This window comes from Treponema sp. R8-4-B8 (genome assembly GCF_054786175.1).
Window position 1 is genome coordinate 1 of the sequence record NZ_BDHE01000007.1, and the last position, 24,213, is coordinate 24,213.

Sequence of the window (24,213 nt, forward strand, 5' to 3'; positions counted from 1 at the left end):
GGGGGTGGGTGTCGGGGGCGGGGGGTTTTTTTTTTGGTGCTCCGCCCGCCGCTGGGGGCGGGGTGGTTATTTGCCCCCCCCCCCCCCCCCCCCATTCCATACCAGCCTAAAAGTAAAAAAACAACGAAATTTAAACTCTATTTTCCCAATATCCTCGGAAATAAGTCTTATAGTAAGGCTTTTTCATATAAAACAACAAAAAAAGGAGAAATTCGTATGAAAACACGGAAATTAATGACCTTGGCGGCTATTATAGCCATTCTAGGCGTTATCGGCGGTTTAACCGCTTGTAAAGAACCCGATTCAACGGTTAAAGTGGCAAGCGTCACATTAAATGAGACCGCCCTTACTATGACCGTAGGCGATGAAATAACGTTAACCGCCACCGTCGCGCCGAGCAACGCCACTAACCAGAACGTTGAATGGTCGTCAAGCGCGCCATCGGTCGTTTCGGTGTTAAACGGAAAAGTAAAAGCCCAAACAGCCGGAAGCGGGAACATCACCGTAAAAACACAGGACGGCGGCAAGACGGCAACGTGTACCGTTACTGTCAATAACCCGCAGCCTAACACCGTTACCACGCCGACCGCAACACCCGCAAGCGGGGAAGTCTCAAACAACACGGCAATCACCCTTGCAACCACGACCGCAGGGGCGGCGATATACTACACTCAGGACGGGACGGAGCCAAGCACGGCAAGCGCCCTCTACAGCGACAGCGCCAAGCCGGTCATAACGGCGGGCAAGCTGACATTGAAAGCGGTAGCCGTCAAAGAAGGCATGACCAACAGCGCGGTAATGACGGAAACTTACACGCTAACGCCGCCGCAGACAGCCGCCACGCCGACCGCAACGCCCGCAAGCGGAGTAGTCGCAAACGACACGGCAATCACCCTTGCAAGCGCAACCGCAGGTGCGGCGATTTACTACACTCAGAACGGGACGGAGCCAAGCACGGCAAGCACCCTCTACAGCGACAGCGCCAAGCCCGTCATAACGGCGGGCAAGCTGACATTGAAAGCGGTAGCGGTTAAAGAAGGCATGACCAACAGCGCGGTGATGACGGCGACTTATACTATTAAGACCTACATTGTAACTTTTAACGCAGACAATGGAACCGCTAATACTACACAAACCGTAGTAGAAGGTGGTACTGTAAATAAACCAACAGACCCAATTAAAATATATTCACCAATTGGATTATATGCAGGAACTCCACCAACTACTTGTACTTTTGTTGAATGGCAAAAAATTGACAATTCTGCATGGAACTTTACTACAGATATAGTTACAGCCAATGTTACCCTAAAGGCAAAATGGATAACTCCAACATCTATTGATTTAACAAATGAAACTGGAAATAACATTGTTGAAAAAGCTGTTTCTTATGTAAATACAAATAGTGGAAGTGAATACACACTTGTTATTGGTGAAGATTTAAGTAGTGTCGCTCCACAAACACTTAATCAGGATGATACTACACTTACAATAACAAGTGATGGAAATACTGAAAGAAAAATCACTCTTGGGAGTAATGGAGCCCTTTTTAGTGTTGGGGGGGAAGATGCTAGTAACGCTCGTAGCTCGAAATTAATAATTAACGGCTTCATAACATTGGAAGGAAAAATGGATAATGATAACCCATTAATTAGAGTATTATTCGGTGGCAGTCTTGATTTGGAAGGAAATTCTAAACTTACTGGTAATGGTATTCGTGGTTGTATGTATGCTTCTGGTGATTCATCTGGAGCTTCTGTAACTATAACGATAAAAGATAATGCGGAAATTTCTGGTAATAGTTCAACTGGAAATGTAAGGAGTGGCGGTATATGGATGTTAAACTATGTTACGCTTACGATGAGTGGCAATGCTTCAATTAAAAACAATACATCAGGCAACACGGGTGGTGGAGTGTCTATTGTTGGCAATGTCGGTTCTGTGTTCATCATGAATGGAGGAGAAATATCAAACAATTCTGCTGGTAATTATGGTGGTGGTGTATATATTAATATCGGAGGAACTTTCAGTGTATTAAATGAACAAGTGAAAGCTAATATTCACAGCAACACAGCACCAAATGGACCAAATGTATATAAATCTGATGATGGTACATTCACTGTTGGAGGTGTAACGGCTGATAGTTTTTAAAGAAAGCGCACGGGTTACTGACACCCAAATTCCATAGTGTACCATAACAGCCGACCACCGCTATATGTAGCGGTGGTCTTTTTAATTTAACTTTAAAAAAAAATATTTTCGATTTCGGTCAAGCAAAAAAGGTAGCGCAGGAGTAACCGACACCACTTTTTCATAGTAGTCAGTAACATCTAAAACTTTACAAAACATTATTCTCAAATTTTCTCTCGCAAAGACGCAGAGGACGCAAAGGACGCGAAGTTCCTGTTCGATGCCTCATTATTGATCAATATATATAATTTTAACAACAAATCTTAAAGGAAAAACGACGATCCTACGAACAACAACCTTTGCGCCTCTGCGCCTCTGCGAGAGGTCTTTTTGTAAACATTTAGTTGTTACAGACTAGTAGTGCCGTTATGCGAAATTTAAACACTACGGGTAGTGTCTATTGCTAATTGTTAATTGCTCATTGCTAATACTGCTTGAAGATGTATGCCTAATAATTCCTTGAGTGCAGCCTGCCCTGACTGTACTAAATAAATTCCTTGGGCATACATCATGTAGTAGTTCGTGGTAGAATTTTCCCTATGAATTACCGTCTAAAATTTTTGTAAGCGTAGGGAATGAAATCCAAAGAGTAACAGGATCACTTTTGCGCGTGTTGACTTTTAAGTGAATATATCCGCTTGGCAATTCCCAACAAGATTCATAGGTCCGCATCTCGTTAAGTAATCTTTCTAAACGTCCCGCAGACGGCGGAGTAGAACCGTACAGCGTTATAAGATCATCTTGTACGGCGGTATAGCATTTCATCAATTCTTCCAGATTATTAGTGTCAAAATAATAAGCTCCGCCTTCCAGTCCATTTTTGGAAAAATACACGACCATATACGCGCGATATCCCGCTACGGATATATCTTTGTAAATTAACGATTGAAAACCGTTTGACGTTTCAACATGAACAGGATTGCCCATTTTAGCCTTAAACGCTTCAATGCTTGTTCCCCATGTAAAGTCTTGTAATTTTACGGTTACTTCTTCCTGCGCGTACAGTGACATTGTTATTAACAACGCATAAATAAAAATTGGCAGCTTTTTAATGGTACACCCCCATTTTATTATCGGCATAACGCGTGGTATCATTTATTCTTTTTATTGCGATTGTTGGAACAGAAATTGATATTTAATGCGCCTGTTTCCCATACAAATCGAAAAAGCGTCATATGAACTGCTTTTTAGACGATAAGTAAAAAGACCTTTTTATGCGGTCATAATAATAATTTGGAGGTATAGCGATGACATATGGCTATATTAGAGTCAGCACTGACAAACAAACGGTTGATAATCAACGGTTTGAGATAGAACGGTTTTGCTCAAAAAACAATTTAATAATTGATGAATGGATTGAAGAAACAATAAGCGGATGTAAAACGCTAGACAAGCGGCGCTTGGGTTCGCTTCTTGAAGAGGTAAAGTCAGGCGACTTAATTATCTGTTCGGAATTATCAAGGCTTGGAAGAAATCTCTTTATGATCATGTCGATACTTAACCAGTTAATGATGAATGAAGTAAGAATATAGACAATAAAAGACAATTACAGGTTAGGTGACAACATCCAATCAAAAGTTTTGGCGTTTGCCTTCAGCTTGTCGGCTGAAATTGAACGTGAGTTGCTCTCTCAAAGAACAAAGGAAGCTCTTGCGCGTAAACGCGCCGAAGGCAAAATTTTGGGCAGGCCTTACGGCAAGAAATCTTCATGTGTAAAACTTTCCGGACGTGAGCAGGATATAAAATTACTTCTTGAAAGGCAGTTTTCAAAATCTGCGATAGGCAGGATATACGGCGTTAGCAGAATGACTGTGGCCGCTTTTCTGAAAGAAAGAATGATTTGTTGTAAGCGGCATTGAAATGGCGTTTACGCGCCTATACTTGTAAAAAAAAACGGCTGGAAACTCCAGCCGCTTTTTTATTACTAATATAATCAGCAATAGTTTACAAACAGTTTTTTATTCATTATCTTGCAGAGCGTCGTATCCTTGCTCTCCCGTGCGTACTTTAACGACATTTTCAATATCCGAAACGAATATTTTGCCGTCGCCAATATTGCCCGTATACAATACCTTTTTCACTGTGTCTATTACTGTTTGCGGCGGTATTTTACATACGATTATGTCAATTTGAACTTTGGGAAGCAGTTTAATGGTTACAGGAGCGCCGCGGTAATATTCGGTATGGCCTTTTTGCATACCATGACCGAGAACGTTGGTAACCGTAAGGCCTGTAATGCCGATGCTGTCAAGCGCGGTATGAAGCCTTGTAAGTTTGTTCTGATTGGTAATGATTGTAATTTTTGTCATCTTCGCGCCGGGCTTTGAGTTGTTTACAACAGGAATTGCCACGCTAGCGGGAACTGCTTCAGCGCTGGATGCGGAATCCGTTGCTACTGCCGTAGCAATCATGAAGTCCGCATAGCTGCTTTCGATGTTGTGTTCGGTAATATCCATACCGGCAATTTCTTCGGCTGGCGCAACGCGCAGTCCGATTGTTTTCTTGATTATCGTAAAGATGATGCACATGGTTATTCCAACCCACGCGGCTACTGAAACAACGCCAAGGCATTGAATTCCAACCATCGCCCATCCGCCGCCGTAAAACAGTCCGCCGTCAAGCGCGAAAAAGCCGGTAAGAATTGTTCCTGCCGCTCCGGCAAGACCGTGTACTCCGATTGCTCCGACAGGATCGTCAACCTTTAATATTTTGTCAACGAACTCTATGCCGAATACGATAACAAACGCCGCCGCGATGCCGATGCAGAACGCGCCGAACGGAGATACCGCGTCACACCCCGCGGTAATCGCCACAAGACCGGCAAGGGCGCCGTTCAGTGTCATAGATACATCAGGCTTTTTGTAGCGGATCCATGTAATGAACATGGTAAAGACCGCCGCAGTCGCTGCTGCCAAGTTTGTCGTAACGAAGATACTGGCGGCTGACACGATATTATCGTCTGTCATGGAAACGGTAGAACCGCCGTTAAATCCGAACCAACAGAACCAGAGAATGAAAACGCCAAGAGCGCCGAGCGTCAGGCTGTGTCCGGGAATCGCGCGCGACTCGCCTTTTTCTGAATACTTGCCGATACGGGGACCGACAATCGCCGCGCCGACCAATGACGCTATGCCGCCGACCATGTGTACCGCGGTAGAACCGGCAAAGTCATGAAAGCCGAGATCCGCAAGCCAGCCGCCGCCCCATATCCAGTGGCCTGAGATGGGATAAATCACGGCGCTGATGAGGAAGCTGTAAATACAGTAAGCCGAAAACTTTGTCCGCTCCGCCATCGCTCCAGAGACGATTGTTGCCGCTGTCGCGCAGAATACCGTCTGAAAGATCAGTAAAGCAGGCGTTGGAAATGATAAATCCAAAGCCGCGGCATAATCGCCTCTGACCATAAAGTCGATGCTGCCGATAACTTTACCGGTTCCAAACATTATCCCAAACCCGACCAGCCAGTAGGTTGGGGTGCCGATACAGAAATCCATCAAGTTTTTCATGACGATATTTCCGGCGTTTTTGGCCCGCGTAAAGCCCGTTTCTACCATAGCGAAACCAGCCTGCATAAAGAATACAAGAGCGGCTGCTATGAGTACCCACATTGTGTCAACTGAAGAAAAAATTGACTCCATAAAATCCTCCTAACAAAAAATTAAGGCATGTGCTATAAAAACACACGCCTTTGTGTGCAAAAATAAAAAATAATCCCCAATGGCGGTTTACGACGTTCCGCCAACGGCGGAATGTAGGGCGGCTACGCCGCCCGTAAACCGCTACGCTAAACGACGTTTTAATGTCGTTTAGCGTGTGTGTAAGCGACGTTTTAATGTCGCTTACACATGCTTACACAACGCTGTAAAGTATCTCGCCGTAATTCGGGTACGGCCAATATTTTTTCGCCACAATCGTTTCAAGCCCGTCTACGTCAATCCTAAGTTCCACCATTGCCGCGAAAACTTTCTCACGGTAGAAATTCGCCTGGTCCGCAATACCGCGTTCTTCTTTAGTTTCCAAAATCGCTTTTTCAAGCGTCGTTAATTTGTTAAGCAGACTGGCGGATAGTTTTGAAATGTTAGTTATCAAATTTTCCTCCAGCGAAGAATCATAGTAACCCAACGCTTTCTTTTTCTGAAGAAGCTTTAATAAATCATTTTGGTAGTCTACGCTGGCGGGGAAAATATCTCCCTTGACCATATCCACCATAGCAAGCGCCTCAATATGGATAGTTTTGCAATACGCTTCCATAAGTATTTCATACCGCGAGTGAATTTCCACTTCGGTAAAAACATGGTGCTTGGTAAACAACTCTATGCTCTTTTTGGAAATAAACGCGGGAAGCGCTTCAACTGTGGTTTTCAGATTGGACAATCCGCGCTTCGTCGCCTCGACTACCCATTCTTCCGCGTAGTTGTTGCCGTTAAAAACGATCCGCTTGTGTTCGCTGATTGTTTTCTTTATCAACGCCGCAAGGTCTCCCTTAAAGTTCTTCGACTTCTCAAGAGAATCCGCGAACTGGCTTAAAGTCTCGGCGACAATTGTGTTTAATACGATATTTGGTCCGCCAATTGAGAATGACGAGCCAACCATACGGAACTCAAACTTGTTGCCGGTAAACGCGAAGGGCGATGTGCGGTTGCGGTCTGTCGTGTCCTTGGGGAAGTGCGGCAAGACTGATACGCCGATTTCCATGTCGAGTTTTTCTTTGTTTTTATAACCTTTGCCTGATTCAATAGCTTCGATAATTTCAGTCAGTTCTTCGCCGAGGAACATGGAAACGATAGCGGGAGGCGCCTCGTTAGCGCCGAGTCTGTGATCGTTTCCAGCGCTCGCGACAGAAACCCTCAGTACGTCCTGATACTCGTCCACAGCCTTAATGACCGCTACTAAGAACAAAAGGAACTGCGCGTTATCATTCGGCGTATCGCCCGGCTCAAGCAGGTTTATGCCGGTGTCGGTACTGATTGACCAGTTGTTATGCTTACCGCTTCCGTTCACTCCGGCAAACGGTTTTTCGTGAAGCAGACAAACAAGGTCATGCCTGTCCGCGATGCTTTTCATCAGTTCCATCGTCAACTGGTTGTGGTCTGTAGCGATATTTGTCGTTGTGAAGATTGGCGCAAGCTCGTGCTGGGCGGGAGCGACTTCGTTGTGCTTTGTTTTCGCGTACACGCCAAGTTTCCAGAGTTCTTCGTCAAGCTCCTTCATAAAAGCTGATACGCGCGGTTTGATGGTGCCAAAATAATGATCCTCAAGCTCCTGACCTTTTGGCGGTTTTGCGCCGAACAGAGTTCTGCCTGTGTAAATCAGATCGGGGCGTTTAAGAAATACTTCTTTATCGATAAGGAAATATTCCTGCTCGGGACCGACGGTTGTAAGGACGCGCTGCGCGGTCGTGTCGCCAAATAGCTTAAGAACGCGGATTGCCTGTTTGCTGATCGCTTCCATTGAACGGAGCAGGGGAGTCTTCTTGTCAAGCGCTTCGCCCGAGTACGAACAGAACGCTGTTGGGATGCACAAAGTCCCGTCTTTGATGAACGCGAAAGAAGTTACATCCCAAACGGTGTAGCCCCTTGCCTCGAAAGTGGCGCGTATGCCGCCCGATGGGAAACTTGACGCGTCCGGCTCGCCGCGGACAAGCTCTTTCCCCGAAAACTCCATGATGATTTTCCCGTCGTTTGTCGGCGAAATAAAGCTGTCATGCTTTTCCGCCGTCGTGCCGGTCATGGGCTGGAACCAGTGCGTAAAATGGGTTGCGCCGTTTTCAACCGCCCAGTTTTTCATAGCGTTGGCGACAACATTGGCAATATCAAGCTCCAAATGCGTGCCTTTTGACATTGTCTTTTTTAATGCCTTAAACACATCCTTAGGAAGCCTGTCCCTCATGACAGTTTCGTTAAAAACCATACTGCCAAATAGACTTGGAATGTCTTTCATCTTAATTTCCTCCAAAAAATAAAATTCCTGTTATAGGTGATTTGCTTATAAAAAAAGCGCTCACCGGTAAAATGGACAAAACCAGCTACCGATAAACGCCTTTGTTTATCCTGGGTAAATATTATTAAAAAGTAGTATTTTTGTCAAGTATTTTTTCTAAAAATTTTCACACAAAGGACACAAAGGGGGAAGAGAATGTGTTAATTGTTACCTAATCTATTATCACAAACGCTGACTAAATCTTTTACAGGTTCCATAAATATTTTACATTTATTGTTTTGCCATTTCGATAAGTTCTAAAATTTCCTTATTTTTAGGAAAACCAGGACTTGCTTCTTCGGTAGCCTTAAAAGCAGCTTGAAATTTTTCAATTGCCTCTTGGTGGGAATTAGCAATGAGGATTAAAGGTCATTTTTTAGTTGACAGTCAGCTAAAAACAGGCTATATTCAAACTATCCCCGCCGGACTTTGTCCGAGGGACCGCCACTGAATGAGGCGGCGGTGGGCTGAAAGCCCGAAATAGCCTCATTTGCCGAACCCGGTTTCGCTTCGTGGAACCGGGCGATTTTTTTTGTAGTTAATGGCCTATTATTGCTCGCAGTTCCTCATAAGACCATGTGTATAGCTCTCCGGTTTTCTCGAAAAAGCAGATTAACGCCCCTTCATCATGCCGGTATTTCAGTTCCCCCGCTATTTTTGCTTTAACACTTCCAATAGATATATCAGACAACAATCTAATAAACACTGAGTGTTTTCTAGTAAGAGTACAGTTTTTTACTAATAATGCGCCTTGTTTGTATCCATGCTTAAATTTACCGCCCAAAGTCGTTCTGGTACCTGATATGGTCTTCATTTCCACAACTTCCCCGTTTAGTACCAAATCAGCACACATATTCCCGCTTTCCCCCTGCATAAACTTTTCCGGTAAAAAATACGCCACGCTTCCCCTGCCGGTTAAAATCCGTACTTGGGACATCTCTCTTACCCATTTTTTTGGTTCTTTTTTTTCTTCAACAAGGCGGCTTTTAGCTACCCAAATATTGTCTTCTTTGGGTATCCATTGTTCATGGGGGAATAAAGCAGAAGCAAGAGCAAGGGATTTTTCTTTAAGGCGAGGCAACTCAGAGCTGTCATTCATTACGGTTATATCTTACCAGTATAAAAGGAAAAAGTGAAGAAGTCATCTTCTCTTACTTATTTCTTATGTTTTATGGAAGACTGAATACAAAAATTTTAAAGTAAAATAATTAATGCAACCTTATTCCTCAGTTTTTTCAGGTGAACCAAGAATATCTGTGATTCTTACTCCAAAGTTCTCATCTATAACCACGACTTCTCCCTTTGCGATAAGGACTCCATTGGCGGTCACGTCTAAGGGTTCTCCAGTTAGCGTGTCAAGCTCAATAATGGTTCCCTTGTTTATTTCAAGTATTTCTTTTAAGGACTTGTAAGCTGATCCAAGTTCAACAGAGATTTTTATCTCCGCCATTGCCAAAACATCCGTTACAGTTTGATTGTTTTTATTTATTTCCATTTTTTTTCTCTCCGTTCCGAATGGATTTTTTACCGCTTCGATAATTTTTATTTGTTTAGGAAACAGTTTGTCTTCTTTTAAAATTTCGCATTGCCATAACCGCTTGCCGTTAATACATAAATAACAATTATTTGAGGCAAGACGGCGCAATGGCAAAATAACCTTTTCTTCTTTCCATTCGGTGATTTCACTAATTGGGAAATTTCGATTAAATAATTCGGCAGTCATCTTGACTGGGATATATTCCCGATTAATCAATGTATATTTCTTAATTGAGGTCGCTTGGGCGCCATACTGATATGCCGCAGTTAAATTATCCAGCACTCCTTTTATAACGGGGTACGGATAAGCGATATTTATCATTCCTTCAATATCGCCCACTTTGGTTTCCAAAGTTATAAGAATGACCATTTCTGTTGGATGAACAATCTGTACAAACTGCGGGTTTGTTTCTATGTAAACAAGTTGAGGCTGAAGATCAATAATTTTAGCCCATGTCTCTTTTAAATTATCTAATAGCCGGGTTGCGGCTCTTTTTATTACAGTTTTTTCAATGCGGGTTAATTCATGTTGATGTCTGGTTCCTTCGCCACTACCGCCGAGTAACAGATCAAAGATAGAAAAAGCAATTGCAGGGTCTATTTCCAAAACAGCGCTGCCATTAAGCGGTTCCATGTTGATAACAGTCATAGTCGTGGGGGTTGGAACGGAGCGGATAAACTCTTCATAGGTAAGCTGATCAACCGAGGCTACGTGAACTTGGACTTTACTCTGCAACATAGCCGAAAGGCTTGCGGAAGCTAAATTGGCAAAAGTTTCATGCGCGACGCTCATGCACCAAATTTGTTCTTTTAAAAATCTATCAGGCCGTTTGAAATCGTAAATTTTAATTTTTCTGGTTTTATCCACCGGCTTGGAATTATCAGGTTTAGTATATTCGGCATTTATCGCTGTAAGTAATTGATCTATTTCATCACTAGTTAAAACTTCAGTCATTATCATTCTCCATATTGTCAGCCTTAGTCTCTGCATTTTCGGAGTCTGACAGGTTTAAGAATATTGATATAATCTTATTTTGAGCGTCCTTCACGTCATTTACGCTGACGTTTTTCAATCTCCGTATATCCCGCCTTAGCTTTAAGCTTTTAAAAAATCCCATATTTTTTGTGATTTTTTTTATTATTTCAAGACTGGTCAATTTTAAGGATTTAAGCAAAGTTGGATAATCCGCTTCCGCTATTATTCTGCTAATATCATCATCGCCAATTGAAATAAGATTTTCCCATTCAAATTCAGTTTTTATACATTCTCCTACTATTAATTTATCTTCCGCACGGGCTATTACGATCTCGTCTCTCTCTTCCAGATAACGGATAATATATATTATTTTCTTTTGGGCTTCTTCTACATCTTTTAACCGTATTGGTCCCATGTAATCCATATCTTCTTTAAGCATAGCGGCGGCGCGTTTGGTCATATTTCTGAAAAACTTGTCCCGAACTTCGGAATTCACGCCTTTAAGCGCCTTTGCCAACTCCTGTGAGTCTACCTCACGCATCACTTTTTGAACGGAGCGGTCGTCAAGCTTTACAATGTCTTCGAATACGAACAACCGCTTTTTAATTTCTTCAGCTAATTCAGGATCTTCGTCTTCCAGAGCCTCAATAATATGTTTTTCAGAAGCGCTGTCAATATAATTTATAATCATTTTAGCGCTTTCCAATCCGCCTGAGTTAAAATAGCTACTGGATAATTTTGACAATTCTTCTTTTAATACCTGTTCAACATCTCCCACCACTTCGGCGCTTACCTTGTTCATCATAATGATACGCCTCAATACATCGCTTTGAATTTCGTTGGGCATATTTTGTAATATTATTGATGACTTGGCGGGTTCCATAAAAGAAAGGACGAGGGCTATGGTCTGCGGATGTTCCTTCCATATAAAGATTAATAAATGCGCTATATCTATTTGGTTGATAAAGTCAAAAGGTTTAACCTGCTGATCTTCCATAATTGTTTGTCCTTCTCCAAATTGCCCATAATTCTCTTCTGAATTTTATTATTTTCATATTAGTATTATACACCACTTTTAAATATTTTGCAATTATTGTTTTGCCTTTTCAACTTTAGCCATTTCAAGAAATTCACGCACGGTATTGTTATTAGGATTGATTTTCAAAGCTTTCTCAAAATCCAAAATCGCATGGTTATAATCTTTTTTCTCATAATACGCAATTCCGCGATGCATATAAGCGTTGGCAAGGGATTGTTTGCAATCAGGGCTAAGTTGGTTAAGTTTTTCAAAGTCTGCGACAGCATTGTCGAAATCACCGTAATCTAAATACGATTGGCCTCTGCTTCGTAAGGCGTTAACAAAATCCGGCGAATATTTTAGAGCGTTGCTGTAATTATCAATAGCCTTGACATATTCTCTTTTAGCTGTAAAAGTTACGCCCCGTATGTAATAGGCAAAGACAATATCTTTTTTTACGGAATCGTCATTCGGATTGCGTTTGAGGTCTTCGGCGTATTCAGCGATTACCTTGTCAATATCTTCAATTTTTATTCCCAAAACCTTTGCCGCGGCTTCAGCTTCGTTTATCGCCGCTTGAGACGCCTGTTCCAAAAAGTATTTTTCCTGTTCTGCCATTTCGATAAGTTTTAAAATCTCCTGATTCTTATAAAAACCGGGACTTGCTTCTTCTGCGGCCTTAAAAGCAGCTTGAAATTTTTCAATTGCCTCATCATGTTTTTTCATTTTCAAACTCTCTATACCCTCATTCATATTTTTATTTATAAAATCACTAACAGACATAAAAACCTCCTTAAAAAATAATACTTTAAAAAAGCCGGTGTGCGCCCATACGGGCGCATCCGGTAATTTTTCTAATACTAGGAATAAATTGACCAATTATTCCCACAATACTTACACTCCATTATATGGTTAGTAACCAACGTACCCATCATTCCACACCGAGGGCACGTTGTGCCTTTATACTTATTCTCTACAGATATATTGATAGCATCTTCCAATTCTCTGTATGGACTATTACCTTCTTTCATTCTCAACCATGTTTCGTAATCTGGTTTCCCGTCTGAATCAAATCCCATAATAAACACTCCTTTCTTAGTTTTGCTTACGAAGAGGTATCAACGATACTTTTTTCTTCGTATTACAAATATTTTAACGTTAATACAGGAACGCCGCCTGCCGTATTAGTTTTTATAAAAAAACTAAATCAAAAATTAGTTACTCTATAGACTCCATATAAAGGTTTTATTTCCCCTTAATACTCAATACTCTTAAGCCAAGCCAGATCATTTTTTGCCTCATTGTTATCCGGGTTTAAACGCAACGCTGTTTCCAGATCGGAATGCGCTTCTTTGAGTCTTTCTACAATACTCTTAAGCTGAGCCAGCTCATTTTTTGCTTCATTGTTATCCGGGTTTAAACGCAACGCTGTTTCCAGATCGGAATGTGCTTCTTTGAATTTTTTTTCCTTAATGTACGCATACCCACGGTTAAGGTAGTAGTTGTCTTTTTGGTTTAGAGTTATGGCTTGCGTATAGTCTGATATTGCTTTAACAAACTCATCAAGATTGAAATATTCACATCCACGGAAAAAATAGGCATCATCGTTTTTCGGGTCCAACTCTATTGCGCGGTTAAACTCTTTTATAGCCGCATTATGGTCACCATCAAATTGATACTTAAACCCTTGTAAAATATACCTTGAAGCATCTTCATTCATAAAAACCTCCTTATATTAAATCTTTAAAAAAGCCGGTGTGCGCTCATACGGGCGCATCCGGTAGATTTTTTTAGACACCTCCAAATTATTAGGGGTTTAAATTTCGTGCCAGCCGGAAACCAACACTTTCTACCCCAATGCTCGGTTTGAAAAACCAACGAGAGGCCGAACGGATAGAAGAGCCTACACTTTTCCACCCCCCGCCGCGCGCAACACGATCATTCCCATAGACTGCGCCCGTGGGATTAGTCTGCGCCAAGCTCAAATAGTCACCGCCCCAGTCCCAACACCATTCAATCACGTTCCCATGCATATCATACAAACCCCAAGAATTAGGCGCAAAACTCCCTACAGGGGTTGCCTTTTTTCGGTTTTCACCTTTGTATTTTTTATTGTACGGAGCTAAGCCATTATAATTCGCTTGTTCGGTTGTGATGTTTTTTCCCGTGTTAAACGGAGTTGTTGTCCCAGCTCGGCAAGCATACTCCCATTCTGCCTCAGTGGGCAAGCGGTACCCGGTTGCGTTTTGGTTCCACTCTACATTTGTCCCATTAATTATATATGCTGGAATCAATCCTTCTCGTTTGCTCAAACGATTGCAATATTCTACCGCATTAAACCATGTTACACTCCAAACCGGCAGATAGTCTTCTTGAAAATTGCTTGGATTTGTACCCATCACATCCTTGTATTCTTTTTGTGTTACCTCGTGCTTCCCCATGTAAAAAGAGCTTATCGTTACTTGATGCTTAACTTCATCAGAATTACGTCTTTTTTCGGAAATGGGACTGCCCATCGTAAAGGTTCCGCCGTTTATCCACACAAAACCGACTGGTGCAGGGAGTTTTTGCGTGGCTACTAGTTGAGTTTCAACAGACTGTGTTGATTGTGATTTAAGAATACCCATTTGTGTAACATTGATAATTATAGAATAAATCAAAACTGCTACTAAAAGGCCAATAATTGCCGTCGCTACAGAAGCTCTTGACTTTCTTCCATAGTATTTCTTAAGTATTTTTATAGATAGAATAAGTATAACAATATTAATAATTATCCACAAAATGTCTATTTTTGCAAAGAAATAAAAGAGCCAGCCAACTAATAAATAACCAACAAGCCCCACTCCAATTACCCCCCCAAGAAGAGCACCAAATAAAGCAAATAAAAATCCACTATTTCCATAGCCTAAACTAAAACCCACTATAACACCGGCAATACCAAATAGAATAGTTACTGTACCTTGCACTAATACTATATAATCCTCTCCAAAAATGAATCTAAAATGGTAAACAGCAATAATCAAAGCTGTTACTAAAAAGCCAATAATTACCATCGCTACTGAAGCTGATGTTTCTTTCGCTTTTTTATCTTTCTCTCTTTTAAGAAGATCCTCCGCTTCCTTGACTCCCTGTGCCGCCGCCTTACGGATTAATTGTTTCCCTTTTTTCTTGATCTTCTTATTCTTATCCTCATAATATATAATGCCCGATTCATATTGTGCATAAGCATACCCTTGTTCCGCTGCTTTGCAATACCATTCAAGAGCTTTCGCATCGTCTTTCGGTACACCAGCATATCCACCATGTTGATAAATTTTACCCAAATCGTACTGCGCCTCGGCATCTCCCTGTTCTGCCGCTTTACGTAACTTTTCGATTCTCTCTTTTTCGGCAGCCAATCTCTTGGCAGCTTCTCTTTCAGCGGCTGCTCTTTCGGCGGCCTCTCTTTCAGCGATCTCCTTTGCTTTACGAACTTGTTCCCTGCTTTCTCTTTCAGCTTTTTCCTTCTCTTCTTTTTCTAAAGGACAAAAACGATTCAAGTCTTTGTAGTTAAGACACATATAACCGTCTTTCTTAAAAACATTAGTCCCTCCAATATCTTTCATTTTATCAAGTAGTCTATTATATTTGCTACAAGATAAGTATTCACCATCTACTTTCAAATTTTCACAACAAGTCCTGCTAAATTTGTCGCCTTGATCCTTAACGTAAAATGGCATTCATTTTCTCCTTTTGCAGTCTTTCCCGCCGTCAAATATTTCTCTGTCCAACGGACAGTTTTATAAACAACCAGTTTAGCTTCATACAACGAAACCGTCCGGCGGTTTAACAAAACAAATACATCTCTACTACTTCCCCCTATAATTTCTACCGCTTGCCCATGCTTCATAGTTACCGCAAGTCTTACAGCTCCTTTCCGCCTTGCATTTCTGTTCACGAGTGCCTGACGAAGGCGTAGTTTCCGCCAAGTAACATTTGTCGTTTTGTTGGTCGTAAAAAGGACACCAACCCGGTACGGCGCGTGGTTTTTGCATTTTGTTTTCCTCCTTAAAAACTCCTTAAAATTGTTAGAATTTAACCAAATCCAATAAGGACTACAGTATATGATTCTTATCGGATTTTGTCAATATAAAGAATATTTTGTCTAATAAAATTCGATATTGGGGGGACATGGATACGTGGACGGGCAGACGATAAAGGACAATTTAGGCAAGAATATCAAAATATTTCGTGCCAGAAGAGGACTTTCTCAGGCAAATTTGGCCGAAAAAGCGAACATTTCCATTCCTTTTTTGAGTAATATTGAACGGGGCATCAAATACCCCCAGCCGGATATGCTGTCAAAAATAGTAAGCGCCCTTGGGGTGGAAGTCAACGAACTTTTTTTAACAAACCTTGAAATTGGCAAAAATAAGAAATTGTTAAAACTTTTATCGGAAGACATGAAAGAAAACGTGAATTTGGCAATGACGGAAGTTTTTAAGCGTTATTCGTAATATTAAAATACTCAATTATTTTGTTTATTTGCTGTATTGTTGCTTTTAAAGCAGGGAAAGATTATATTATTAACTCATAGGCAAATATGGAAAAAACGATACCTATTCAGGATATTTTGGCGAGAAATTTGCGTGATCATCGCCGGAAATGCGGTTTTTCACAGGAAAAACTGGCGGAAAAGGTCGGGATTTCTACCCAATACCTTGCCATGATCGAAATAGCCCGAAGATTTCCGGCCTCTAAGGTTCTTGAACGCCTAGCCGAGGCCATGAATATCAAAGTGTATGAGCTTTTCCTGATAGATTATTCTCCAAGAGAAGAACTTGAACTGCTCCGTAAAGATATAATAAATGAAATGAAACAGACATTTGGTGAAATCGTAGAAAATGCTTTACAATATGCGGCAAAATGACATGAGGCGATAGTACTCTATAACAGCTAAATATTTACAAAGAAGACCTCACGCAGAGGCGCGAAGGCGCAAAGGTTGTTGTTTGTGAGATTATCATTTTTCCTCCAATATTTGTAGTTAAACTAATATATTTAGATCAATAATGGGTCATCGGACAGGAACTTTGCGTCCTTCGCGTCCGCGAACCAAAGGTTCGATGCGTCTTTGCGAGAGAAAATTTGGGAATAATGCTTTGTAAAGTTTTAGATGTTACTGACTACTAGTATATTGGCAAAGTATTTCTTTAATATTTTATTTTTAATACCCTATCATTTACCATTTTTATATGTTTCCAATAATTTTTTAAATAATATTTGCGCTTGACCGGACTCGAATAATTCACCCCATGCCCCAGAATAAAACCTGTCATTGCGAGCGATTGCGGTTAAAAGTTTTAAAATAAATTCTCTGTCTAAATTATTATATTTACTTGCATCTTTATTTCTATAAAATTCCCTTCCTTCTTCCCAACTACTCCAGTCAAATCCTATTATCAATTTATTATCATATAAAAATTGCATCGCTTCATGAGCCAGCGCATTTGTCCAAGTATCAAATGGATCACTTTTATCCAAGTCAATCCATTTGCCATTAAAATTATCAATTCTTTTTATCAAGTTAATTAATTTTTTAATTTCTTTAGTCGTTAAATCATACATAAGTTTTCCCCCAAGTTTAAATATACCATGTTTATATCGTTCTTGCCGTATGCAGTGGCAGCGTATTCATTTATTCTATTCCATATTTTATTGAAAAATTTTCTATGATTTTCAACAATTCTTTCGGTAAAATTCTTAATACATTTTCAACAATATTATCAGGTATCTTTTGATAATAGGCTTCCGCTATTCCGCCAGTAATACAGGCAATTGTATCGCTGTCGCCTCCTATTGAAATTGCCAATCTGATGGCATTCTCAAAATCAGTACTTTCCAAAAAAGCAATAATTGCTTCTGGGACCGTGCCTTGACAACTCTCATTAAATTTATAACCGGGTCTTATGTCATCTATTTTTCGCTCAAGATTATAATCAAATGTATCGATTATGAAATTTTTTATATCATCTTTCTTTTTTCCAGTTCGCGCCATATAAATTGCGACTGCTGTAGCTTGAGCCCCTTTTATGCCTTCAGGATGATTATGGGTAACTTCCGCGCTTTTTTTCGCTTCATTCATTACTTCACCAATACTATCACCATACCACCCAACAGGACTGACTCGCATTGCCGATCCATTACCCCAACTATTATATGGTTCTGGATTTTTTGAATATATCCATGAATGAAAAGTTCCGCCATAACCTCGATTTGGATATTTTCTTCCAAAAGCCTGATAAACCTCTGTATAATTTTTATTATTATTTATAGCGTCCATTGTCGCGATTGTAAGAACACTATCGTCTGTAAAATTTGATTTTTGACAAAACAAGTCAAAATCAATGGATTTTATATTATTCCATTCATACACCGAGCCAATAATATCACCGGCAACAGCCCCAATAATAAATTTTTCTTTAGACATTGATTCCTACTCCAATATTATTAATATTATACCATATATTTATTTCATTTGCTATTCTACTTCGACTGCCTCACATTTATATGCGCTTCGCGAAGCTGATGTTCCGTAAAGATATAATAAATGAAATGAAACAGACATTTGGTGAAATCGTAGAAAATGCTTTACAATATGCGGCAAAATAATAAATTAAATCCTAAAAATTCACACTAAGATCACCAAGGTACAAAGATCACAAAGAGGAATTAATTATAAACTCTTTATTTGCTCTTCAGTAAAACCGGTGTATTTGATAATTTGCTCTATAGGCAAATTATCAGCCTTCATTCTTAAAATATCATCCTTTTTACTTCGCTTTATCCCTTCCTGTATGCCATCAAGATAGGAACCTTCAAGCTGGGATGCGCGATCCCGCCAGGCTTTTAGCCGCCTTTCGTGTTCTGCCTGTACCTGTTCGTCAGAGCTTAATTGGTACAGGGTATCTACCGCTTTCCGTATTTCAGGATTTTTTACCGCTACCATCTCAAATTCCTCCTTCCGCTTGGCTCGCAGAAATTGCATCCATTCCCAGCCCGCGCTCCCGTCGCTTAACGCGGGAACCTTCGGTAATTCCAGGGTATATATCTCTTCAGGGATCACTTCAAAAACAAGCCCGTTATTCTTATTAGTAAACCTGAAAATGTTTACGTATTCGTTTGTTTCCGGAAACAATTCGTAATTGGTTATACAAATACATATTACTTTTTGGATGACATGATACAGCTCGCCCTTGCCTATTTGTTCCACTATAAGTTTTGATTTGTAGAACGAAAGCCTCTGCCCTATGTTTCTTTCAGGATTTACTTGAATTTCAATATCAATCACTTTTCCGGTTTTTGTTTTAACCTTCACGTCTAAAATGCCCAGTTTGTCATCCTCGTTTTCAGGTTTAAGGGAAGTGTCAAGAAAACTCAACTCGTATTCTTCCTGCGGCAGTTCAACAAAGGCTTTAAGCAGGTCGATGAGCATGCTTTTATTGCGCTCGTCGCCAAAGAGAAGCTTAAAAATCCAGTCGTCCGTGGGAGGAAGAATTTTAAAATCCATAAGAAAAGCATAACAAAAAAAACAGACGAAGGCAATGCTACATATGGAAATTATTGCGCTTCTTTGAGAGAAATTTCTTCAAAAAAATCACTCTATTTCGATTGCCTCACCTTTATATGCGCTTCGCGAAGCTGATGTTCGGTAACTTCGCAGGGAGCGCCCATCAGCAAATCTTGCGCGGAGCTGTTCATTGGGAAGGCTACCACTTCGCGGATGTTTTCTTCTTCCGCCAACAGCATGACAATTCTGTCAATGCCGGGAGCCATGCCGGCGTGGGGAGGCGCGCCGTAGTGGAAAGCGTTGTAGAGGGCGGGGAATTTTTTCTCAATATCGGCTTGGGAGTATCCGGCGATTTCAAACGCTTTTATCATCACTTCGGGGAGATGGTTGCGGACTGCGCCGGAGGAGAGTTCCACGCCGTTGCATACGATGTCATACTGCCAGGCTAAAATGTCGAGGGGAGACTTTGTTTCAAGAGCGGCTAGTCCGCCTTGGGGCATGGAGAACGGGTTGTGGGTAAATTCAACCGCGCCAGTTTCTTCATTTATGCCGTACATGGGGAAGTCAACAATAAAGCACAATTCAAATTTATTTTTGTCTATCAGATTTAATTGATTGCCCAACGCCGCGCGAATCTGCCCGGCAAGACTGTTTACCTTAGCGGGCGCATCCGCGATAAAGAACAATGTGTCGTTGGCTTTAAGAGCGAGGTCTTTTCTGAGGGTGTTTTGTTTTTCTTCTGAGAGGAATTTGACGATTGGCCCCTTTAGACTGCCGTCTTCTAAAACTGAAATGTAACCAAGCCCCTTCATGCCGATTTCCGTGGCGAAGGTGAGCATTTTTTCAAAGAAGGATTTTGACTGCAACGCCGCGCCGCCCGCGACGATTCCCCTAACAATGATATTTTTGAATGGCTGAAAATCAACGTCCGCGAAAAATGAAGTTAAGTCGGTGATGACAAGCGGGTTGCGGAGATCGGGTTTGTCCGTTCCGTATTTGAGCAGAGATTCGGCGTAGGGGATTTTTATGAAAGGTACGGGACTTACCTCTTTGTTTGAAAAAGTTTTAAAAACGCCGTACATCGCGTTTTCTGCCACCTCTAAAACATCTTCCTGACCGGCGAATGCCATTTCAAAATCAAGCTGATAAAACTCTCCTGGGGAGCGGTCGGCGCGGGCGTCCTCGTCGCGGAAGCAGGGGGCGATTTGAAAATAGCGGTCGAAGCCTGAAACCATCAGAAGCTGTTTAAAGATTTGCGGGGCTTGCGGCAGTGCGTAAAATTTTCCGTGGTGCTTGCGGCTGGGAACGAGGTAATCACGCGCCCCTTCTGGAGATGATGATGTCAGTATTGGGGTTTGAAACTCCGTAAAGCCAAGTTGCTCCATTTTCGCCCGCAGGAAACTGATTACTTTTGAACGCAGAAAAATATTTTTTTTCACTTCGGGATTTCTCAAGTCAAGGAAACGGTAGCAAAGACGGACTTCTTCCCTTGTGTTTTTAGATTCGCTTATTTCAAACGGCAGAGAGTGGATGGCCTTGCTCTGGATGACCAGCGTTTTGGCGTGAACTTCGACGGTTCCAGTTTCAATTTTTGGATTGACGGTCTCAACGTCACGTTTTTTTACCGCGCCCGTTACCGTGATAACGCTTTCCCTGCCAGATTTATACTCCTCATGTAAAACAATTTGAGTAACGCCGTATTGGTCGCGAAGGTCAAGAAATGTTACGCCGCCGTGGTCGCGGATTGTATCCACCCAGCCTGAAAGCGTGACGGTTTGCCCTGTATGTTCTTCCCGCAGTTCTCCGCAGGTATGCGTTCTGTATTGATTCATATTGATTCTCTTGTGTTATTATGCCAATTATTACGAAATTGTGGAAGTGGCTTCCTTTGAGTCTTTTGCGTTACGATATTTCCATGTTCAGAATTACCGTTTGCATTCCCCGGCATAGGCCTGTGAATACTCCGCGCTCGATGGAACTGTCGGAAAAATCGCGCCCTCTTGAGATGGCGATGTAGTCCTCGTCTATGAGTTTGTCGCGCGTGGGGTCTACGGCGCAGTATCGGTTTCCCGTCCATGCTTCTACCCAGGCGTGGGTTTCTCCGTAACCGGAGGCGAGGCCCGCTACGTAGCGGCATGGGATTTTATCTACGCGCAGGAGGGCAAGCAATATTTGCGCGTAGTCTTGGCAGACGCCAGCGCCTATCTCAAACGCTTTTACAGCCGAAGTTGAATTAGTGGTTGCGCCGCGCTCATAGCGCAGATGGGCATGGACGGCGTGTGAGAAATATTGAATACGCTCCAATATGTCATCCGGGGCGGAACGGCTTATGTCATTGTAGAAATCGGCAAGCACGCCATGCGCGCGAGTTAATTCCGTAGGGTAGAGAAGTATGCGCTGCGGATCGCCTGAGGCGGTGTACGGTTCGTCTGATACTTCCGCTTCTCCTTCTATCCCAAAGCGGAAATGGCTGTGCGGTATGTTGATTTCACCGGCAAGCGCGTTATTGCCATAACTGTCAACGGTTTGCCAGATCGTATCCGGCGCGGGGTCTATTTGCCATGACAGGCTTTTTATCTGCTGCCTGCTGTCGCTTTGCGGCAATATTTTAAGCAGAAACTGGTGCTCTGACGCTGGCGAAGAAAACGCCAATTCCGTTTGATATTGAAAAAGGACTGTCTTCAAGCAGCCTGCTCCTCAAATAGCCTGCTTAGGCTTTCAAGCACTTCGTCCAGGCGGGTTTTGTAACTTTCTTCAGTGGCAAGAACTTCAACCAGCACCGCCAGATGTCGCGCGTTGCAAAAACCTTTACGTACCCGCGCAAGAACATGGCACAGTTTTTCATATTCGCTGTTGATAAGTTTGTAGTTGTACGAGAATCTAAAGTACAAGTCGAGCCTCTCGACAAGTTTGCCGCACTTGACGATCGTACGCGCTTCGCCGCTTGCGATTTTGTCATCTATGCTGCCCCAGAACGCGAGCAGATAATCAATGACCGGCATCAGCGACAAGCGGAGGTTTTTGGCGTTACGGCTTGCGTGGAACGCGTCAAGCGCAAGCTGGATATAGGCAAGCGCCTCACTGCCGATTACGTTCCGGCAGACAAGCGCGTTGTCGTGCGCGAAGCGAAGCGTCGAAGAAATTGTGAAGCAGTCCGCGTCGTCGTATAAATACCCTTTTATAAAACGGCCGTGATCTCCGTACTTGTCCGCAATGTCTAAATTACCGAGGAATTCCCTGTAGGAATTTTTATCCTTGTCCAGCGATATGTCGTGATAGTTGAAGAACGTTTTTAGCGTGGTATAGGCGCGTTCCGCGTATCTTCCGAGCCAGTACAGGTTTGAGCTGTATTCTACTGAGATAGTACCCATGTGTCTTTAAACCCTCCTCCTTGCGAAGAATTGACGATAAACGATCCCTCGACGCGCGAGAAGCGCGTTAACCCGCTTGCCCACACGCGCGTGGTTTTGCCAGTAAGCACGAACGCCCTTAAGTCCGCCTTTCGGGGAATAGTGCCGCCGTTTTCGTCCATAATGTCAAGGTCAATAAAGTCGATGACCTCTTGCGATATAAACCGCCGTGGCTCTTTTTTTATAAGAGCTTTGATTTCAGATAACTTTTCTTCCGACAATTCTCTGCCGAACACTACGCCGTAGCCGCCCGCTTCCGATACGTCTTTTATGACAAGGCGTTTGATGTTTTCAAGCGTAAACTTGAGGTCGTCCTCGTAGTAGGGCAGGTATGTCGGCGCGTTTTGCAAAATCGGCTCTTCGCCCAGATAGTATTTTATCATCTTTGGCACGAAGTAATAAATGCCCTTGTCGTCCGCGACGCCGTTGCCCGGCGCGTTGATTATGGCGACATTTCCCTTGCGGTAGGCGTCCATGATATGCGGAACGCCGATGAGGGATTCCGCCATAAATGTTATGGGGTCGAGGTACTCATCGGAGATGCGGCGGTACACCGCGCCGACTCTCGCCTTGACGCCGAGGTAATCTTTTATGTACAGAACTGCTCCCTCAACGGTTAATTCCGACGCTTTTACAAGTAACGCTCCCATGCGCTCGGCAAAGTACGAATGTTCAAAGTACGCGGCGTTGTACCTTCCCGGCGTGAGTATGACATTCAACCCGCCGCGGTTTACAAAGTCCATTGTTCCGCGCAATAGATCCGAGTAGTCGCGGTTGTCTGTAACATAGTTGTTTGAATAGGCGTCGGGGTCGGCGATTCTGCTCAGTTCCCTCGCGATAAGCGGATATGACGCGCCCGAAGGAATACGCAGGTTGTCCTCCAGTATGTGCCACGCGCCGTCCTTTGCCTGAACAAGGTCGATTCCGGAAATGTGGCTGTACACGCCCTGGGGCGGTATTAAATTTGTGCACTCCGGCAGATACCCCTTGGAGATATAGACAAACTCTTCCGGCACTACTTTGTCGGCTATAATCTTCGCGCTGGAATAAATGTCCCTTAAAAAGCAGTTCAACGCGGTTACCCGCTGGATAAGCCCTTTTTCCAACAGCGTGAATTCGTTATGTGAAATGATACGGGGTATCGCGTCATAAGGGAAGAGTTGTTCGATAAACTCCCCGTTTTTGTAGATACCGAATTTTACGCCGTACCGCGCCATGAGTTTGTTAATTTCATAAGCTGTCGCCACCGACATTTCCATCCCAATTATCCCCTTCTTGCCGCCGTTTGGCGGCAAGCTGACGCAAAAAAAAAGCAACGGCGCCCATTTAAGGTTTGAGCGCCGTTGCTCATCTTTATAATACTATATTTCGCTCTAAAAAGCAACATATAAAAGGCTTTAATTTTTCAGTTACACGAAGTACCCACTGCCCTGACCGTATTCAAGGATTTTATTAGGCATACATCGCGTAGTATGAAGTTTTGCCAAACACAATACATCAAATAAAAGTATTGTATTTTACCAAAGTTAAAAATATAATAAGAACTGTTAAAGGGAGG

Annotated in this window: 20 protein-coding genes and 1 pseudogene; 4 read left to right on the forward strand and 17 right to left on the reverse strand. The window is 42.4% G+C overall.

Annotated features, from left to right (window positions below):
- The first annotated feature begins 216 nt into the window (after positions 1-216).
- Positions 217-2,148, forward strand: coding sequence for a chitobiase/beta-hexosaminidase C-terminal domain-containing protein (locus ACYVRA_RS02135; RefSeq protein ID WP_461251103.1), 1,932 nt, complete (start codon positions 217-219; stop codon positions 2,146-2,148).
- Between the two features lie 576 nt (positions 2,149-2,724).
- Here the strand turns inward: ACYVRA_RS02135 and ACYVRA_RS02140 are convergent.
- Positions 2,725-3,267 carry a hypothetical protein gene (locus ACYVRA_RS02140; RefSeq protein WP_461251104.1) on the reverse strand — a complete coding sequence of 181 codons (543 nt, stop codon included), beginning with the start codon at positions 3,265-3,267 and terminating at the stop codon, positions 2,725-2,727.
- A 167-nt stretch (positions 3,268-3,434) separates the two neighbouring features.
- On the opposite strand from ACYVRA_RS02140, the pseudogene ACYVRA_RS02145 reads away from it, so the two are divergent.
- Positions 3,435-4,046 (forward strand): annotated as a pseudogene (locus tag ACYVRA_RS02145) (master DNA invertase Mpi family serine-type recombinase).
- Between the two features lie 99 nt (positions 4,047-4,145).
- Here the strand turns inward: ACYVRA_RS02145 and ACYVRA_RS02150 are convergent.
- The 9 genes from ACYVRA_RS02150 to ACYVRA_RS02190 all read right to left on the reverse strand — a co-directional run bounded on the left by ACYVRA_RS02150 (position 4,146) and on the right by ACYVRA_RS02190 (position 15,730).
- Positions 4,146-5,825 carry an ammonium transporter gene (locus tag ACYVRA_RS02150; protein ID WP_461251105.1) on the reverse strand — a complete coding sequence of 560 codons (1,680 nt, stop codon included), beginning with the start codon at positions 5,823-5,825 and terminating at the stop codon, positions 4,146-4,148.
- A 211-nt stretch (positions 5,826-6,036) separates the two neighbouring features.
- Positions 6,037-8,127, reverse strand: coding sequence for a glutamine synthetase III family protein (locus ACYVRA_RS02155; protein WP_461251106.1), 2,091 nt, complete (start codon positions 8,125-8,127; stop codon positions 6,037-6,039).
- A 577-nt stretch (positions 8,128-8,704) separates the two neighbouring features.
- Positions 8,705-9,265, reverse strand: a complete 561-nt coding sequence (locus ACYVRA_RS02160; RefSeq protein WP_461251107.1) for a hypothetical protein — start codon at positions 9,263-9,265, stop codon at positions 8,705-8,707.
- Positions 9,266-9,385: 120 nt separating this feature from the next.
- A complete protein-coding gene (fliM, locus tag ACYVRA_RS02165; RefSeq protein WP_461251108.1) occupies positions 9,386-10,657 on the reverse strand; it encodes a flagellar motor switch protein FliM in 1,272 nt (423 codons plus the stop codon).
- The gene (gene fliG, locus ACYVRA_RS02170) at positions 10,650-11,675 is read right to left on the reverse strand and encodes a flagellar motor switch protein FliG (protein ID WP_461251109.1); all 1,026 of its coding nucleotides are present in this window, start codon (positions 11,673-11,675) and stop codon (positions 10,650-10,652) included. Before fliG ends, fliM begins: the two co-directional genes overlap by 8 nt.
- A 93-nt stretch (positions 11,676-11,768) precedes the next feature.
- Entirely contained in the window at positions 11,769-12,479 is a 711-nt protein-coding gene (locus ACYVRA_RS02175; RefSeq protein ID WP_461251110.1) for a tetratricopeptide repeat protein, read from the reverse strand.
- A gap of 472 nt (positions 12,480-12,951) precedes the next feature.
- Complete coding sequence (locus ACYVRA_RS02180) at positions 12,952-13,416, reverse strand: tetratricopeptide repeat protein (protein WP_461251111.1); 465 nt, start codon at positions 13,414-13,416, stop codon at positions 12,952-12,954.
- A gap of 88 nt (positions 13,417-13,504) precedes the next feature.
- Positions 13,505-15,415 (reverse strand): SUMF1/EgtB/PvdO family nonheme iron enzyme, encoded by a 1,911-nt coding sequence (locus tag ACYVRA_RS02185; RefSeq protein WP_461251112.1) that lies wholly within the window; start codon positions 15,413-15,415, stop codon positions 13,505-13,507.
- Between the two features lie 129 nt (positions 15,416-15,544).
- Positions 15,545-15,730, reverse strand: a complete 186-nt coding sequence (locus ACYVRA_RS02190) for a hypothetical protein (protein WP_461251113.1) — start codon at positions 15,728-15,730, stop codon at positions 15,545-15,547.
- A 144-nt stretch (positions 15,731-15,874) separates the two neighbouring features.
- Here ACYVRA_RS02190 and ACYVRA_RS02195 point away from each other — a divergent pair, with 144 nt between their 5' ends.
- A complete protein-coding gene (locus ACYVRA_RS02195; RefSeq protein WP_461251166.1) occupies positions 15,875-16,192 on the forward strand; it encodes a helix-turn-helix domain-containing protein in 318 nt (105 codons plus the stop codon).
- An 86-nt stretch (positions 16,193-16,278) separates the two neighbouring features.
- Positions 16,279-16,605, forward strand: coding sequence for a helix-turn-helix domain-containing protein (locus ACYVRA_RS02200; protein ID WP_461251114.1), 327 nt, complete (start codon positions 16,279-16,281; stop codon positions 16,603-16,605).
- A 308-nt stretch (positions 16,606-16,913) separates the two neighbouring features.
- Here the strand turns inward: ACYVRA_RS02200 and ACYVRA_RS02205 are convergent, their stop codons facing one another.
- The 7 genes from ACYVRA_RS02205 to ACYVRA_RS02235 form a co-directional block, all read right to left on the reverse strand.
- Complete coding sequence (locus tag ACYVRA_RS02205; protein WP_461251115.1) at positions 16,914-17,303, reverse strand: DUF6508 domain-containing protein; 390 nt, start codon at positions 17,301-17,303, stop codon at positions 16,914-16,916.
- A 70-nt stretch (positions 17,304-17,373) separates the two neighbouring features.
- Positions 17,374-18,165, reverse strand: a complete 792-nt coding sequence (locus ACYVRA_RS02210) for an ADP-ribosylglycohydrolase family protein (RefSeq protein WP_461251116.1) — start codon at positions 18,163-18,165, stop codon at positions 17,374-17,376.
- A 246-nt stretch (positions 18,166-18,411) separates the two neighbouring features.
- Positions 18,412-19,245, reverse strand: coding sequence for an Rpn family recombination-promoting nuclease/putative transposase (locus ACYVRA_RS02215; protein WP_461251117.1), 834 nt, complete (start codon positions 19,243-19,245; stop codon positions 18,412-18,414).
- Between the two features lie 92 nt (positions 19,246-19,337).
- Positions 19,338-21,077, reverse strand: coding sequence for an aspartate--tRNA ligase (gene aspS, locus ACYVRA_RS02220; RefSeq protein WP_461251118.1), 1,740 nt, complete (start codon positions 21,075-21,077; stop codon positions 19,338-19,340).
- A 70-nt stretch (positions 21,078-21,147) separates the two neighbouring features.
- Positions 21,148-21,930, reverse strand: a complete 783-nt coding sequence (locus ACYVRA_RS02225; RefSeq protein ID WP_461251119.1) for a transglutaminase family protein — start codon at positions 21,928-21,930, stop codon at positions 21,148-21,150.
- Positions 21,927-22,616: an alpha-E domain-containing protein gene (locus tag ACYVRA_RS02230; protein ID WP_461251120.1), complete on the reverse strand. Its 690-nt coding sequence runs from the start codon at positions 22,614-22,616 to the stop codon at positions 21,927-21,929. The genes ACYVRA_RS02225 and ACYVRA_RS02230 overlap by 4 nt, the downstream gene beginning before the upstream one ends.
- A complete protein-coding gene (locus ACYVRA_RS02235) occupies positions 22,598-23,971 on the reverse strand; it encodes a circularly permuted type 2 ATP-grasp protein (RefSeq protein ID WP_461251121.1) in 1,374 nt (457 codons plus the stop codon). Before ACYVRA_RS02235 ends, ACYVRA_RS02230 begins: the two co-directional genes overlap by 19 nt.
- Between the last annotated feature and the right edge of the window lie 242 nt (positions 23,972-24,213).

What these genes read in the sequence shown, in the direction of transcription:
- ACYVRA_RS02135 (WP_461251103.1), top strand. Translation starts at nt 217, where the DNA reads ATGAAAACACGGAAATTAATGACCTTGGCGGCTATTATAGCCATTCTA.
- ACYVRA_RS02140 (WP_461251104.1), bottom strand. Translation starts at nt 3,267, where the DNA reads ATGCCGATAATAAAATGGGGGTGTACCATTAAAAAGCTGCCAATTTTT.
- ACYVRA_RS02150 (WP_461251105.1), bottom strand. Translation starts at nt 5,825, where the DNA reads ATGGAGTCAATTTTTTCTTCAGTTGACACAATGTGGGTACTCATAGCA.
- ACYVRA_RS02155 (WP_461251106.1), bottom strand. Translation starts at nt 8,127, where the DNA reads ATGAAAGACATTCCAAGTCTATTTGGCAGTATGGTTTTTAACGAAACT.
- ACYVRA_RS02160 (WP_461251107.1), bottom strand. Translation starts at nt 9,265, where the DNA reads ATGAATGACAGCTCTGAGTTGCCTCGCCTTAAAGAAAAATCCCTTGCT.
- fliM (WP_461251108.1), bottom strand. Translation starts at nt 10,657, where the DNA reads ATGACTGAAGTTTTAACTAGTGATGAAATAGATCAATTACTTACAGCG.
- fliG (WP_461251109.1), bottom strand. Translation starts at nt 11,675, where the DNA reads ATGGAAGATCAGCAGGTTAAACCTTTTGACTTTATCAACCAAATAGAT.
- ACYVRA_RS02175 (WP_461251110.1), bottom strand. Translation starts at nt 12,479, where the DNA reads ATGTCTGTTAGTGATTTTATAAATAAAAATATGAATGAGGGTATAGAG.
- ACYVRA_RS02180 (WP_461251111.1), bottom strand. Translation starts at nt 13,416, where the DNA reads ATGAATGAAGATGCTTCAAGGTATATTTTACAAGGGTTTAAGTATCAA.
- ACYVRA_RS02185 (WP_461251112.1), bottom strand. Translation starts at nt 15,415, where the DNA reads ATGCCATTTTACGTTAAGGATCAAGGCGACAAATTTAGCAGGACTTGT.
- ACYVRA_RS02190 (WP_461251113.1), bottom strand. Translation starts at nt 15,730, where the DNA reads ATGCAAAAACCACGCGCCGTACCGGGTTGGTGTCCTTTTTACGACCAA.
- ACYVRA_RS02200 (WP_461251114.1), top strand. Translation starts at nt 16,279, where the DNA reads ATGGAAAAAACGATACCTATTCAGGATATTTTGGCGAGAAATTTGCGT.
- ACYVRA_RS02205 (WP_461251115.1), bottom strand. Translation starts at nt 17,303, where the DNA reads ATGTATGATTTAACGACTAAAGAAATTAAAAAATTAATTAACTTGATA.
- ACYVRA_RS02210 (WP_461251116.1), bottom strand. Translation starts at nt 18,165, where the DNA reads ATGTCTAAAGAAAAATTTATTATTGGGGCTGTTGCCGGTGATATTATT.
- ACYVRA_RS02215 (WP_461251117.1), bottom strand. Translation starts at nt 19,245, where the DNA reads ATGGATTTTAAAATTCTTCCTCCCACGGACGACTGGATTTTTAAGCTT.
- aspS (WP_461251118.1), bottom strand. Translation starts at nt 21,077, where the DNA reads ATGAATCAATACAGAACGCATACCTGCGGAGAACTGCGGGAAGAACAT.
- ACYVRA_RS02230 (WP_461251120.1), bottom strand. Translation starts at nt 22,616, where the DNA reads ATGGGTACTATCTCAGTAGAATACAGCTCAAACCTGTACTGGCTCGGA.